General features: G+C 66.0%; 10 protein-coding genes. 4 read left to right on the top strand and 6 right to left on the bottom strand.

Translation table 11 applies throughout. The annotated features are described in order from the left end of the window. Window positions 1-34: 34 nt before the first annotated feature. Window positions 35-1,429, top strand: coding sequence for an O-antigen ligase family protein (locus QX121_RS13785; RefSeq protein WP_315812206.1), 1,395 nt, complete (start codon window positions 35-37; stop codon window positions 1,427-1,429). Between the two features lie 29 nt (window positions 1,430-1,458). Here QX121_RS13785 and QX121_RS13780 read toward each other — a convergent pair whose 3' ends face one another. After that, the gene (locus QX121_RS13780; RefSeq protein WP_315812205.1) at window positions 1,459-3,510 is read right to left on the bottom strand and encodes a glycosyl hydrolase family 28-related protein; all 2,052 of its coding nucleotides are present in this window, start codon (window positions 3,508-3,510) and stop codon (window positions 1,459-1,461) included. Between the two features lie 182 nt (window positions 3,511-3,692). Here QX121_RS13780 and QX121_RS13775 point away from each other — a divergent pair, with 182 nt between their 5' ends. The 3 genes from QX121_RS13775 to QX121_RS13765 all read left to right on the top strand — a co-directional run bounded on the left by QX121_RS13775 (window position 3,693) and on the right by QX121_RS13765 (window position 7,037). Next, window positions 3,693-4,643: a glycosyltransferase gene (locus QX121_RS13775; RefSeq protein WP_315777008.1), complete on the top strand. Its 951-nt coding sequence runs from the start codon at window positions 3,693-3,695 to the stop codon at window positions 4,641-4,643. A gap of 179 nt (window positions 4,644-4,822) precedes the next feature. Then, window positions 4,823-5,992 (top strand): acyltransferase, encoded by a 1,170-nt coding sequence (locus QX121_RS13770; RefSeq protein ID WP_315812204.1) that lies wholly within the window; start codon window positions 4,823-4,825, stop codon window positions 5,990-5,992. A gap of 268 nt (window positions 5,993-6,260) precedes the next feature. Continuing rightward, window positions 6,261-7,037, top strand: coding sequence for an SDR family NAD(P)-dependent oxidoreductase (locus QX121_RS13765; protein WP_315797556.1), 777 nt, complete (start codon window positions 6,261-6,263; stop codon window positions 7,035-7,037). A gap of 38 nt (window positions 7,038-7,075) precedes the next feature. Here QX121_RS13765 and asnB read toward each other — a convergent pair whose 3' ends face one another. The 5 genes from asnB to QX121_RS13740 all read right to left on the bottom strand — a co-directional run bounded on the left by asnB (window position 7,076) and on the right by QX121_RS13740 (window position 14,092). Continuing rightward, window positions 7,076-9,016 carry an asparagine synthase (glutamine-hydrolyzing) gene (asnB, locus tag QX121_RS13760; RefSeq protein ID WP_315812203.1) on the bottom strand — a complete coding sequence of 647 codons (1,941 nt, stop codon included), beginning with the start codon at window positions 9,014-9,016 and terminating at the stop codon, window positions 7,076-7,078. A gap of 49 nt (window positions 9,017-9,065) precedes the next feature. Then, window positions 9,066-10,097: an NAD(P)-dependent oxidoreductase gene (locus tag QX121_RS13755; protein WP_315812202.1), complete on the bottom strand. Its 1,032-nt coding sequence runs from the start codon at window positions 10,095-10,097 to the stop codon at window positions 9,066-9,068. Further along, a complete protein-coding gene (locus QX121_RS13750; RefSeq protein ID WP_315739485.1) occupies window positions 10,094-11,152 on the bottom strand; it encodes a Gfo/Idh/MocA family oxidoreductase in 1,059 nt (352 codons plus the stop codon). Before QX121_RS13750 ends, QX121_RS13755 begins: the two co-directional genes overlap by 4 nt. After that, the gene (locus tag QX121_RS13745; RefSeq protein ID WP_315812201.1) at window positions 11,152-12,453 is read right to left on the bottom strand and encodes a glycosyltransferase family 4 protein; all 1,302 of its coding nucleotides are present in this window, start codon (window positions 12,451-12,453) and stop codon (window positions 11,152-11,154) included. Before QX121_RS13745 ends, QX121_RS13750 begins: the two co-directional genes overlap by 1 nt. A 139-nt stretch (window positions 12,454-12,592) precedes the next feature. Then, complete coding sequence (locus tag QX121_RS13740) at window positions 12,593-14,092, bottom strand: lipopolysaccharide biosynthesis protein (RefSeq protein WP_315739483.1); 1,500 nt, start codon at window positions 14,090-14,092, stop codon at window positions 12,593-12,595. Window positions 14,093-14,102 lie beyond the last annotated feature (10 nt).

Raw genomic sequence — 14,102 nt, 5'->3', positions numbered from 1 at the left:
GGCCGCCCCGTTCGAATGTCTGAGCCAGATTGTGATGCCGAGAATTTCAGCGACGACGTCGATGTCGGCCGGGCCGCGGGCCTCTGCGGGGACGTTCGACGTCTGCGCGCTGATACCGGTGCTGGCCTTCGCCTACTCGTCCCTCATTCAGCCGCTGATCTATTTCAGCTTCCCACCGTCGGCCGGGCTCCAGGGCCTGCTCGAGAGCCGGATTGAGAACCGGGTCTTCTGGCCGGTCCTCGCAGCCGTCGCCATCGTCGTTGCGATACAACGCCTGGCCCGCGGCGACCGGCTTGCCCTTCCGCCCAACATCATCGCTCTCTGCGCTTACTTCGGATTGGCAGGCGCCAGCATCGGATGGGCATTCAAACCCGAGTTCGCCTTCGTCCGCTTCCTCCAGGAAGCGATGGTTCTGACCGCCGTCGTGCTGCCCGCCTTGTTGTCGAACCCGAACGCCAACATCATGCGCGGAGTGTTCCTCTGCTTCGCGGTCGGCGTGATCCTCAACATACTGTTGCTTCCCGGCGGCTATGCGACCTACGCGCTATACGGCAATACGCTGGTCGACATCGGCTACCAGGGCTATTTCTCAGGAAAGAACCTGCTCGGCGAGTTTGCCGCCATTGCGTTCCTGCTCTCGGTTCACGAGTTGCTCTATCCCGGAACCCGCCGCGCGCTCGGGATCGTCGTTGCCGTCGCTGCCATCGCCCTGATCTTCTTCTCGAGCTCGAAGACTGCGCTCGGTCTCGCTCTGGTCGCTCCCGTCATGGCCATCCTGACGCTCGCGATCGCGAGAACGCTGCGGCTTGCGCCGATTCTGATTCTCACCGCGATGATCCTTGGCTACTTCATGTTCGGCGAGCTCGCGGGCTTCACGACCGGCCGCATCGCCTATCTGCTGACGGGCGATTCCAGCTTCACCGGCCGGACGACCATATGGGCCTTTTCGGAGATGGAGATCGCGAAGAGGCCGCTCCTGGGATGGGGCTATCAGAGCTTCTGGCTGGTCGGGGCAGACGCACCGAGCATCACCGAGGCACCTGGCTGGGTGAAGGCCATGCCGAACTCCCACAACGGCTATTATGATGCGATGCTCGAGCTGGGCTATGTGGGTCTTGCCTTTCTCCTCGTCTTTCTGGCGGCCACCGTTCACGTCATCGGCCGCGTGGCGCGCTACGACTACAAGCGAGCGTGGATCCTGCTGTCCGTCGCCTTGTTCGTAATGTTGTATGATTTTCTCGAGACCTTGTGGCTGCGCGCTTTCGACGTGTCCTGGGTCGTGTTCGTGCTCGTCACGGTCGAGGCCGCGCGATACTGGCGGAGGTCGCAACAGAGCATGCCCGCCTCTCCTCAGCCCGTGAGCAGGCGACCGGCTCGTTGGAGCCGCACACGACCGGCATGGCGGCCGCGACTCGGTGTCCGCACCTGACGGAAACCCGTTGGAGCCTCACGCCAGCTCTATTGCGTTGTTCCCGGCGTCGCCGCGAACGGCGTGCCCGCATCGAATCTCGCTTTGGCCGGCAACGTATGCAGCTTCGTATCGCCGGTCGGATCCACCCAGGGCCACGGATGATTGCCGAAAAAGCCCGGCTTGGCGCTCAGATACAGCGACGCCGGGAGCGGCTGCGCCGCGAGGCCGTCGGTCCAGACCACCTTGCTGGTGAGATAGTCGAAATTGCCACCGCGGATCACCGTGGCCAGCGTCTTCGGGTCTGGCGCCATGGTCCATCGCTCCGGATCGTAACCAAGCATCCAGACGTTGCCGACACCGCCCTGCCCCCAAACCGCCGTGCCGGCCTGCATCGAAGGATCGTCGTAGGTCCAACCGCTCATGCGTCCCGGCCGACCCAGCACGTTGCCGGCGAACGAATCCCACCACGAGCCATATGCGAGACCCACGGCTCGAATGCCTGAACGATCGACGAAGCGCTGGCGTTGCCCCGTGAGATGGTTGCGGAAAAAGGTCAGATAGATCGCGTTGCCATGGGTGTAGTCGCTGTCGGCATTGTGGGACAGATTGCCTTCGAACAGGACGTGATGGGCGCCGGCCATGTGCGATGCGTTGATGCCGACCTCGACCCAGCCGGGGTTGTCGAAATCGAACGAGTCGTCGACATAGTTATAGCCGACGACGCTGCCGGCGCCGGACGACCGGAACACCATGTTCTTGCAGACGTCGACGAGGATGTTGTTCTCGATCAGGACCTCCGAGGAGCCCGCCGCCAGGCTGATCGCGTATCCGGCGCCGCCCGGCTGCGGCCACGAGCCGGTATGAATGTAGGAATCGCGGAGCTCGACCCGGAACGAATTATTGATCGCCACGCCCTCGCCGAGCCACTGCGTCACCTCGACGGATCTGGCCCAGGAGTAAGCGGCGGCTTCGAACCGCAACGCGCCGTCCGCTCCACCTACGATGCTCAGATCCTCGACGCCCACATTGGCAACGTGGATGTCGCGATGATTGGCGGCGTGGCGACCGCTGTTCGGGTCGGTGCTGTAGGGCGTGAGCTGCGCCTGGTGATCCCTGCGATAGCTGATCGTGAGCGGCGAGGTGAATGTCACCGTGCTCCCGGTCACCGAGGCGATCTCCTTGATCTCGGCGGTCGCCCGGTCGGCGCGGGCGAACCACGACATCGGCTTCGGCAAGACGCCGGGGGCCTGGTCATAGGGGCCTCCCGCATTCGCGCCGGCATTGTCATCGCCCGGCTGAACCGGATCGTGCATGTTCCAGGCGACGCGATCGCCTTGCCAGACCTTCGCTCCCGCCGGAAAACCGGCAGGCGTCGCCTGCCACGATGCGCCTGAGACTTCGTCGAGCAGGACGAAATCGCCCGGCTTCATATTCGCGGCGCTGGCGAGGGTGACGGTCGACGTTCCCTGTTCGCCGTCGGCCAGCAGGTTCTGCGACGCGCTGCTGTCGGGGCCATTGTTCCAGCGCGAAGGTCCGACGATGATGACAGGCTTGGGATCATAACTGTACGAGCTCGGGTCGACCGGCGTGAGGATTCCCTTCGTGCCGGCAATCACGGCCGACGTTCGTGCGCGTGCGCCGTTGGTTTTCACCAGCCTGGTCGCACCTGCGCCCGCGCCGCGCAGCGTGACCGGGCGACTGATCAAGAGCGGCTCGTTGACGATGAACGTACCGGGGTTGAGCATCACGACCCGGCCGGCGGGCGCAGCGTTCAAGGCGGCCTGGATCGCGCCGCTGTCATCTCTCCCGCTCGGAGACAGCGTGCGATAAATGATGGTGCGGCTCGGAATACCGCCGGCTGACATCAACCCCGGATTCCAGGCGGCCAGGCGCTCCGCCGGCAGGAGACTGCCGGCCAATGCCGGCCGGGTGGACGCGGCCGGCTCGGCGGCCTCGGCAGCGCCGCTGAGGATCAGCAGGGCAAGCGCGGCCGTGCAAAGCGCCCGGATGCCCACGGCATCGATCCGGCGCGACACCCGTGCAGACGACCGGGACGGAGCCTGAGTGCAACCGGGGATCACGAGGCGGACGCTATCCATGGGACCTTCTCGCAGGACCGACCACACATTGAAAGGGCGCGCCGACTAAAAACACCATGACTTTGACACGCGCCATGACATAATATTAAATCACGATTTAATTTATTGAAAGGCGACCGGTGGCTCCCCTGCTCGCAGCAGGTTTGCATCGGTCCTTCCGTCTTCCGCAAGGGATTTGATTCGTGACGCCATCGCGCCGCTACCTGCTCGTCTCGCCCTGCCGGGATGAGGGCCAGTACCTCCGCCGGACTCTCGACAGCGTCGCTGCGCAATCGGTGCCGCCGGCGCTATGGATCGTGGTGGACGACGGATCGACCGACGACACCCCCGCCATTCTCGAGGAGTACGCCCAGCGCCTGCCCTATCTGCGCGTGATCCGCCGCGCCGATCGCGGCGGACGCAAGGTCGGTCCTGGCGTGATCGAGGCGTTCTATTCCGGCCTGGAGACGGTGCGGCTGGAGGATTTCGACTATCTCTGCAAGCTCGACATGGACCTCGATCTGCCCGAGCGCTACTTCGAGCTGCTGATGGAGCGAATGGAGAGCGATCCGCGGGTCGGGACCACCTCAGGCAAGCCGTGGTTCGTCCACCCGCAGACCGGCGCCCTGGAGCCTGAGGTCTGCGGCGACGAGATGTCGGTCGGGATGACCAAGTTCTACCGCGTCGCCTGCTTCCAGGAGATCGGCGGCTTCGTGCGCCAGGTCATGTGGGACGGTATCGACTGCCACCGCTGCCGCATGCTCGGCTGGATCGCCGAGAGCATCGACACCGAAGCACTGCGCTTCATCCATCTGCGGCCGCAGGGCGCCAGTCACAAGGGCATCTGGACTGGACGCCTGCGGAAGGGCTTCGGCCAGTACTTCATGGGAACGTCGCCGCTGTACCAGTTCGCGGTGGCGGTCTATCACCTGCCGGCCTATCCGGCCTTGATCGGCAGCACAGCGATGCTGTGGGGCTATTTCCGGAGCTGGCTGGCGGGCCTGCCGCGCTACGACGATCTCGAGTTCCGGCGCTTCCTCCGCGCCTATCAGCACGCCTGCCTGCGCCTGGGCAAGCGCGCCGCGACGGCCCGGATCGATGCGGAGCGGGCTCAGCTCTGGCGGGCCAGCCACGCCGCAGCCGATACGCGATGACGCTCGGCGGACAGATCGCCGCGGTACTGACGCGAGAATTGCGAAGCTAGGTGTTTCTCCGACTCCATTTGGACAGCATGGCCAACATTCTCGAGTTCAGCCGCCTTCGTGATGCTTCCGCCGTGCCGCCGATGACGTCTGTCGACGGCGGTGGGACCGCGCCGATAGCGTCACACGGGATGAACGCTCATGGCAGCGCATCCCTGCTCATTCCATCACTCGACGGCATCCGCGCGCTGTCGGTGCTGATCGTGGTCCTGGGCCATTCCGGACTTCAGGCCATGGTACCCGGCGGCTTCGGCGTGACCATCTTCTTCTTCCTGAGCGGCTTCCTGATCTCCACGCTCATGCTCGCCGAGCATGAGCGCACCGGCGCGCTCGACGTTCCCAGCTTCTATGCGCGGCGCGTGTTCCGGCTGATGCCGCCTTTGCTGCTGTCCTTGGCGATCGCTTACGGTCTCACCGCCGCGGGCCTGCTGGACGGCGGAATGACCGCCAAGGGGCTGGCGGCCCAGGTCCTGTATTTCGCCAACTACTACGGCCTGTTCTTCGATCCAGGCAATACGGTTCCCGACGGCACCGGCATTCTGTGGTCCCTGGCGGTCGAAGAGCACTTCTACATCGTCTATCCCCTGCTGATGACCCTGCTGCTCGGATCGGTGCTGCGGCCGTGCACCATCGGCGCGCTGCTCGGGCTCGTCTGTCTCGGCGTCCTCGCCTGGCGCATCCATCTGGTGCACGCCCCGGAATTCTTCTCCGACCGCACCTATTACGCCTCGGACACCCGCATCGACTCGATCGCCTATGGCTGCATTCTGGCGCTGGTCATGACCCCGGTGCGGCAGCGCTCTTCCTCAGGACGGATGTCGGTGGCTCAATGGGCGCTGCTCGCCGGCGCCGCGGCGGCGCTGCTGGTCTCCCTGATCTACCGTGATCCGGTGTTCCGGGAGACCGCCCGCTACAGCCTTCAGGGACTGGCGCTGATGCCGCTGTTCTACTTCGCGGTCCGCTTCGCCGACGCGCCGCTGTTTCGTCATCTCAATCACGCCTGGGTGATGACGCTCGGCACCTATTCCTACGCGATCTATCTGATCCACAACGTCGTGATCCGAACGATCGACAAGAACTTGCCCGCCATCGCCGCCAAACCCTACATCCTGTTTCCGCTCGCGCTCCTGATCTCAGTCCTCTACGCGGCGGCCATCGAGCGCTTCATCGAGCCGTATTTCAGGCAGCTCCGGCACAAGTGCAGGCCGGTGCCTGCCGTAGGCCGAGCGCAGGATACATCTGGCGCAGACTGGCCGCTTGGCGACCGTCTCGTCGAGAGTCCGACGACACGCGCATCCTGAGCGCATCCCTCGTCAACGCTCACCGGCTGCTGCAGCCGGCACCAAGAGCGCGTACCGGGCACGGGCGCCCTTATGAACCGATCGGTGCACCCACCCGAACAAATGCGGCAAATTGTGCAATTCAATTTATTTAATCGCGCATTTAATACTCGACCCGAGCCAACGAATACTTTCGGGGGACGGGTGGATGCGGATCGCGAGCGCAGTTGCACGACGAATTCGACGAAATACGCTCGGTCCCCTGCCGGACGATCCGGCGCTGAGACCGTTGAGGTCACCGCTCCAGATCGATCTGTCGGGCAAGGTCGCGATGGTCACGGGAGCGGCCGGAGAACTCGGCCGTCCGATCGCCCGGACGCTGGCGGCCTGTGGTGCCAAGGTCGCCATCCACTATCTGACGGCACGCGCTGCTGCCGAACGACTCTGCGATGAGCTGAACGAGCTTCAGCCGCAGCACGCGTGTACGATGTCGGGTGACGTTGCCGTGCTTGAAGATGTCCAGGCGATGCGCCGCATCGCCGAGAGCACGCTCGGCCCCGTCGACATCGTCGTGAACAATGCAGTGACATGGTTCGACGAACGTCCCGTCGTCGAGCAGACACCCGACCAGTTCGACAAGGTGTTTCGCTCCTCGGTCCTGCAGGCCTGGGCCACCGCGCGGGTGTTTTCCGGCCCCATGATCGAGCGAAAATGGGGACGCCTGATCTCCCTGGGCACGGAGATGACGAGCCTGGCTCTGCCCAACCGAGCGCCCTACACGGCAGCCAAATGCGCCACGGACGGCATGCTGCGGTCCCTGGCGCGGGAGCTCGGACCGCATGGCATCACGGTCAATCAGGTCGCCCCGGGCTGGGTCATCTCCGACAAGGACCGTCGTGACCGTGACGAGGTGCAGCCGCTCTACGAGCGGTCCGTGCCGCTCGGACGGCGCGGCTACGATCAGGACGTCGCCAACATGATCGCGTTTCTGGCCTCGGACCTCGCAAGCTTCGTGACCGGCGTTCGCGTGCCGGTGTGCGGCGGAAGCGTCATGCCGGAGGCCTGAGCACGCGCATCTGGCGCCGGCTCTTCTGATGTCGGACGTCAGCGGAAGACGCGGTGACGGTGGCACCAGCGCACGAACACATAGATCGACCATACGCGCGACCAATAGATCCCCGGATCGCCATCGAGGAAGGCGCGCCAGAGGCGCTCCACGGCCGTGGGGTCCAGCCCCACCGGCGCAACGGCCTGCGGATCCCGCAGGGTCCGGTCCATTGCATCCTGCAGGCCGCGCCGGATCCAGCGATCGAGCGGCAGCACGAACCCGCTCTTCGGCCGGTCGAACAGCGACGGATCGAGGCCACGCAGGCCGATCCGCCTGAGCATCGCCTTGCTTCGCAGCGGCTGATAGCGCGTCGCATCGGGCAGCCGGTCGACGCTTTCGAACAGCACCTGATCGACCAGCGGCACCCGCTGCTCCAGCGAGGCCGCCATGCTCGCCACGTCATTGTCGCGCAGCAGGCGCTCGCCCAGAAACAGGCGCTGCTCCATGACGCTGATCGCCGACAGCGGGGCGCGTGCGCGGGTCTCCGCGGTGATCTTCGCTCTCATCGCGGCCGGCAGCCCGTCGCTCAGCGTATCGATGAGGTCCGGCGCGAGCAGCTCGCGCTGAAAACCGGGCAGGAACAGCGCATAGGCCATCTGGTAGAGCGCCAGAAGATCATCGCCGCGTCGAACCATCTCCGGGAGCTTGGCCCAGCGCGTCTGCGGCGCGACCGTCCCGCCCGAGGGTGACAGCATATTGGCAGCCAGCTTCGCCGCAGCAACCTTCAGGCCGGCCGGCACCCAGGCCGTACGCTTCGACCATTGCTGCAGGACCGGCAGGTCGCGAAACGACGTATAGCCGCCGAACAACTCGTCGCCGCCGGTCCCCGACAGTGCGACCGTGAAGCCTGCGCCGCGGATGGCATGCGACATGTAGTAGGAGTTCAGGCCGTCGAAGGTCGGCTGGTCCAGGCTGTCGAGCGCCGCTTCGAGGTTGTCGACGAAGTGCTGCTCGGTCAGCACCACCTCGTGATGCTCGGTCCCGATCGCGGCGGCGATCTGCCGCGCGATCGGCCCCTCGTTCAGCTCCTGCTCCTCGAACGCCAGCGTGAAGGTGTGGATCCGGCTCTTGGCCGCACGCTGCGCCAGATTGGCCATGACCGAGGAATCGACGCCGCCCGAGAGAAACACCGCAAGCGGCACGTCGCTGGCGAGATGCAGCCTCAGCCCCTCCTCCAGGATCGCGGCAAGCTGATCCTCATCCATCGTCGGGTCCGGGGCGCGCTCGGGGATCGACCAGAAATCCTCGTCGCGGACGGTGTTGCCGACACCGTCGAACGCGGTGAGATGGCCGGGAGACAGCAGCTCGACCCCCTTGACCGCCGTGCCGGGGCCGACCACGAAGCCGTTCCAGACACCGCTGGCGACGGCCTGCGGATCGAGCTGGGGCCTGCCCAGAAGACCGGACGCCAGGAGAGCGCGCAGCTCGGATGCGAAGGCCACCGACCAGCCCGCATCGGGCTTCGACGCGCGGGCGACGTACAGCGGCTTGATGCCGAGGGGATCGCGCGCCAGCAGCAGCCGGCGCTCCTTCGGGTCCCAGCAGGCGAATGCAAACATGCCGCGCAACCAGGCCACCGCCTTTGGCCCATGCAGGCCGAGCGCGCGCAGCATCACCGCGGTATCGCCCGTCGAGCTGAACTGCTGGCCGTCGTTGACCAGACGCTGCCGCAGATCGGCAAAATTATAGATCTCGCCGTTGAAGACGATGACGTGCCCGGTGACCGGATCGATCATCGGCTGCACACCGGCGGGCGACAGATCGAGGATTGCGAGCCGGCGGTGCGCCAGCAGCGCGCCCCAGCCACGCTCGTCCGCGGCCGAGGCCCAAATTCCCCCGGCATCCGGACCGCGATGGAGCATGGCGTCGTTCATCCGCTGCAGCGCTGCGCGGTTGTCGTCGTCCACCCGTCCGATGATCCCAGCGATGCCACACATCAGAACAATCCGCTTGAGACGCGCGACGTCAAAATGGCGGACGCGGCCCTCAAATGGAAGCAGCCGTTCCAGACGACCAGGACGCCGGCGCTGCCGCCGAAGCCGGCAACGGACCATAGGTCCGCGCCAGACATTGTTCGTAGTCGAGCGGCGGCGTCCAGCCGAGCGTGTCCCTCAGCTTGCGATTGTCGAAGCGCAGCGGCTTGAGCATCGCGTCGAATTTCTTGGGCGTCAGGATCGCCGGCACTTTGGTCGCCCGCCTGAACACGGTCGCAAACGCCAGCCGTACGGTGCTGCTGGCGAGCCAATGCGGGATGGGCAACCGGAGGCCGCGCTCGCCGGTGCCGCGCATGTAGTCTGACAGATAAGTCCAGACCCGCTCGCCGGGACCGTCGACGACGTTCAGCGTCTGGCCGATCGCCCGCGGATCTGCGGCGGCCAGCGCGAAGACATCGGCGCAGTTCTCGACGTGGGTCATGGGGATGCGGGTCAGCGGCCCGATCACGACGTGGTGGCGCCCGATCTGCTGGCCGAGCGCCGCAAGATAGCCGTGACCGCGTCCCCAGATAAAGCCGGGACGTAGGACGGTGAGGTCCCAGCCGTGCTTCTCGACGTAACGGCGTGTCACCCGCTCCTGCCACCATTTGGCGACGGTGTAGCCGCCGCGGGTGTAGACATCAGGTGTCTGCTGGAGCGGTGCGCTTTCGTCGAGGATATCGCGCGTCGCCGTGTAGTCGTAGACCGAGAAGCTGCTGCACAGCACGAGCCGGCGGCAGGCGCTGCCCGCCATCGCCTCGAGCAGCCGCTCGGTGCCGCCTACCGTGCCGGCGAATTGCGCATCCTCGCCGCCGGCGACCACGGCCGCCAGATGGATCAGCACATCCACATTCTCGAACGCGCGAACAAGGTCGCGCGAGGTGCGCAGGTCGGCCCTGACGATGTCGACCGACGACGGCCAGCCCAGCGCGTCAACGCGCGTCGCCGGACGCACCACGGCGCGAACCTCAATGCCGCGGGCCAGCAGCGCATCGACGACATGCCGGCCGAGAAACCCGTTGGCGCCAGTGACCAGGGCTTTCATATCGCCAGCTTCCTCATGTCCGCCTGCTCCGTCGGCTTCATCGCTTCGACCATCCGATTGACGGCCAGGACGTCCTCCATCGTGATCGGCAAGGCCGTTCCCGAGCCTAGCGCCTGATAGGTGCGTGCCAGGCACTCCCACAGCCCCTCATAGGCCCCTGGGCCCTTGAACTTGCGCAGCAGGGTCGACAGCGCCGCGCGGCGGATGTCGCGGCCCTCCTCCAGTCCGCTGAAGAATGGGCGCAGCGGCTTCGGCACGTTGCGGGGGCCGTCGAACGTCAGCCGCGTCTCGAACAGATTAGCGGTCGCCTGCATCCGCTCGCCATAGACCCGCAGCCAGAACGCGTCGGGCTGAGCGCTCGCGCTGAAGCCGAGCGTCGCCGTGCCACGCTCGGCCTCGACGACGCTGCGAAACTCGTCGAACGGCAGCGGCGACGGCTTGCGCTTGCTCCAGACGGTATGCGCGTTGCGATGCGGGCCGACGAATGCATGTGACAGCGAGGCGAGATGCGGCAGGAAGTCGGCGATCGCACCGCCCGCAAGGCTGAGCGCCGGATGCGGCGAGTTCGGATCGGCAAAACCGTCGGGACCGAGGATGTCGAGGCATATCTGCACGTCGACATGGGTGACGGCGCCGAACTCGCCGGTCTCGATGCGACGCAGGATCTCCTGCGGTGCCCGGTTGAAGACGTAGTTGTAGTCCTCGACGACATGGCGGCCGGTCTGCTTGGCGCGCAACGTCAGGGTCTGCAGCTCGTCGAATGTCGAGGTCGCGGGCTTCTCCACGATCACATGCGCGCCGGCCTCGAGCGCATCCATCGCCAGCCGAAAATGTGAGGTCGGCGGCGTCGTCACATGCACCACATCGGGCCGGACGGTCTGCAGCATCGCACGATGATCGGTGAACCAGGACGGGATGGCGTAACGCTCGGCTGCGGCCTCCGCCGTCGCCGGCGACAGATCACAGATGCCGGCCAGTTGAACGCCCGGCAAACTGTTGAGACAGGCCAGATGCTGGCGGGCGATCTGCCCTGCCCCGATGAGCGCGGCCTTCATCACGATCTTGTCTCCAGGATCTCGCAGTAGAAGTCTTCAAGCGCCTGCGCCGCCGCGCTCCAGGCATATTTCTCGACCGCCACCTGCCGCGCCGCGCCGCCGATCCGCGCCGCGAGATCGGGCTCGGCCAGCAACCGATCGACCGCATCCGCAAAGGCGTCGGGCTCGTCTGCGATGAGGATGTCGCGCCCGGGCATGGCCTCGATGCCCTCGGCACCCAGGCTGGTCGAGACGATCGCCTTGCCCATCGCCATGGCCTCGACGATCTTCAGCCGCGTGCCGCCACCGAGCCGCAGCGGGACGATCACCGCCGCGGCCGCGGCGAGGTGCGGCCGCAGGTCCGGCACGAAGCCGGTCAGCTCGATCCGCGGCCCGGCCAGCGCCGTCAATGCCGGCGGCGGCCGTCCGCCGATGATCTTGCAGCGCGCATCCGGGTGCCGGGCGGCGATACGAGGCCAGATGTCGTGTACGAAATGCGTGACCGCATCGATGTTCGGCACCGTCGACAGCAGGCCGAAATAGACCAGCGTCCGGCCGTCGGGCGCGGGGTCGGTGCTGCGCGGCTGATAGAAGTCGATATCGGCGGCGTTGGGAATGACCGCCGTGCGGGCGTTCGGAACGTCGTCATGCAGACGCTTCTCGTCGTCCGCGCTGCAGAGATAAACGCCATCGGCTTCGCGATAGGCCGCGATCTCCTCGCGGCGCAGCTTGCGCCAGTTCGCACCGGCGTAGAGCCGGCGGCCCAGGCTCGCGCCCGTGGCGGCGAACTGCCGCGCCAGGTCATAGGCGATCTCATGCGAGTCCACGATCAGCCGCGGCGGCGTCGCGCCGGCCGGCGCCTGACGGAACATGCAGTGGCCGAGATAGGGAAATTCGAGATTGACGATGTCGAACGGTGTCGTCCGCAGCACCCGATCCAGCGCCCGCTGCAGCTCCGGCAGGGCCACGCGCAGCCGATCGAAACTACGCAACGAGACCAGCGAGCGCAGCTGCAGCAGCCGCTTCGCCAGACCGTCACGGCCGTAGGGGTTCGGCACCAGCACCACGTCGCGGCAATAGGCCTGCATGGCCCGCCGACACTCGTCGATGTCGAAGGCGTCATCGACCAGCGTCACCGCCGTGAGGTCGTGGCGGCGCGCGAGCTGGGTCATCAGCCCGTGCATGCGCGCCTGTGCCCCGAACCGCGGCGGGCTCGCCGGCATGTGCGAGACGCTGAGGATGCTGAGCCGCCGTCGGTCGGCGAAACCGGCTGCGGACCATTCGGGTTCGCGCTGCGCCGATGGCGCAGGATCCGCCTCCATCACATCCAAGTCCGGGTGGTTGTCGCTGGCCATGACCATTTAAAGCATTTAAATCACGGGGTGTTTTATATGGGGTATTCAATGATTGCGATAGTTAATCGCGACGTGCGGTGCTGTCCGAGCCTCCTTTCGCTCCCTCTCAGCGCTTGCCGGCGAAATCCTGCACGATCGTACCTGCGATCCTGAGCGGCTCGCGGACCCGAAACACGCCGACGACGATCGCGAGATAGAGACAGCCGCAGAAGCACCCGGACAGGAACATGCGCAGGAGGACGGGATAGGCCCCTAGAAGCGCGGCTTGCAGCCACCAGCCGGCAGCTGCAGTCGCGACGGCGCCGATGGTCTGCGGTCCGACGGCCCGGATCACGACCTCCGCACCGATGCCGATCGGACGTCCGGCGTACATGACCGACGGCAGGGCGATCAGCGAGTATCCGACCACGACGCCCCAGGCCACGCCGACCGGCCCAAATGGCAGCCCCACCAGCACCGCAACGACCTGCGCGACGAGCGAGATGATCCCCCAGGTCTGCCACCGGTCCGCCCGTCCGAGCGACAGATGCAGCCAGCCCTGCGAGCCCTCGACGACGTGCGAAATGCCGCGCAGCGCGATGATGCTGAGCAGCGCTCCCGCAGCCTGCCACTTCTGCCCGAGCAGGACGACGGTCAGGTCCTCGGCGGTGACGGAGAGGATCGCCGCCGCCGGCATCACGAAGAAGGCCAGGATCGAGAGCGCCGCCTCGTACTTCTGCCGCAGCGCGACCGGATTGGTCTGCAGCTTGCTGAGCGCCGAGCTTCCCACCGCATGCGTCTGATTGAGCGCCGCATAGATCGAGTTGTCGTACAGGTTCATCGCATTCTGGTAGTACCCGACCTGATCGGGCCGGTAGAGCAGACCGAGCGCGATCCGGTCCACCGCCCGTGACAACGTATAGGCCACGGTGAATCCGACCACGTGGAGGCCAAAACGCACCATCGATCGCACCTCGGCGTCGAACACCGGCGCGCTGGGCCGCCAACGGCATGCCGACCACGCGGCGACCACGACGCAGATCGATGTCACGACGGGGCGAATGACCAGCGCCCAATAGCCGTAGCCCTCGAACGCCATGGCGACGGCGGCAACCGTCCCCGCCAGCGTGCCGAACAGCTGGATCCGACCGATGCGGCCGAATTGCAACGTGCGCCGGAGCAGCGCCATGTGCTGATTGGTCAGCCCGGACAGCACGAAGGTGATCGCGACGCAGAGCGCGATCGGCTCCAGTCTCGGATCACCGTAGACCCAGGCAATCAGCGGACTGGATGCAGCGACGACGATCGCCACCGCCGCGCCGATGCCGGTGCTGACCCAGAACAGGCCGCTGACCTGGGCCGGTGTGATCCTGCTGCGCTGGGCGGTGGCGTCGAGCAGGCCGAAGTCGATGAGGAGCGGCGCGAAGCTCGTCAGCACGGTGATGATGGCGACGAGCCCGAAATCCTCCGGCGCGAGCAGCCGGGCCAGCACGATGGCCGCTCCGATCTGGAGCACGGCATTGCCGTATTGGATGACGATGGAAATCAGGCCGCCGCGCAACGCGCGGCGTCCGAGATCGTTCGACTCCCGATGTTCCTCGAAATAGGCGGCGACGGCTTCCGACATCTTCGTTCAA

This window comes from Bradyrhizobium sp. SZCCHNR2028, from assembly GCF_032380995.1.
Taxonomy (GTDB): Bacteria; Pseudomonadota; Alphaproteobacteria; order Rhizobiales; family Xanthobacteraceae; genus Bradyrhizobium.
The sequence above is the reverse complement of the archived record's forward strand: the minus strand, read 5'-3'. Positions and strand labels throughout refer to the sequence as shown.

Coding starts and splice junctions, on each gene's coding strand:
- QX121_RS13745 (WP_315812201.1), bottom strand. CDS start 12,453: ATGGAGGCGGATCCTGCGCCATCGGCGCAGCGCGAACCCGAATGGTCC.
- QX121_RS13750 (WP_315739485.1), bottom strand. CDS start 11,152: ATGAAGGCCGCGCTCATCGGGGCAGGGCAGATCGCCCGCCAGCATCTG.
- QX121_RS13770 (WP_315812204.1), top strand. CDS start 4,823: ATGAACGCTCATGGCAGCGCATCCCTGCTCATTCCATCACTCGACGGC.
- QX121_RS13780 (WP_315812205.1), bottom strand. CDS start 3,510: ATGGATAGCGTCCGCCTCGTGATCCCCGGTTGCACTCAGGCTCCGTCC.
- QX121_RS13785 (WP_315812206.1), top strand. CDS start 35: ATGCCGAGAATTTCAGCGACGACGTCGATGTCGGCCGGGCCGCGGGCC.
- QX121_RS13755 (WP_315812202.1), bottom strand. CDS start 10,097: ATGAAAGCCCTGGTCACTGGCGCCAACGGGTTTCTCGGCCGGCATGTC.
- asnB (WP_315812203.1), bottom strand. CDS start 9,016: ATGTGTGGCATCGCTGGGATCATCGGACGGGTGGACGACGACAACCGC.
- QX121_RS13740 (WP_315739483.1), bottom strand. CDS start 14,092: ATGTCGGAAGCCGTCGCCGCCTATTTCGAGGAACATCGGGAGTCGAAC.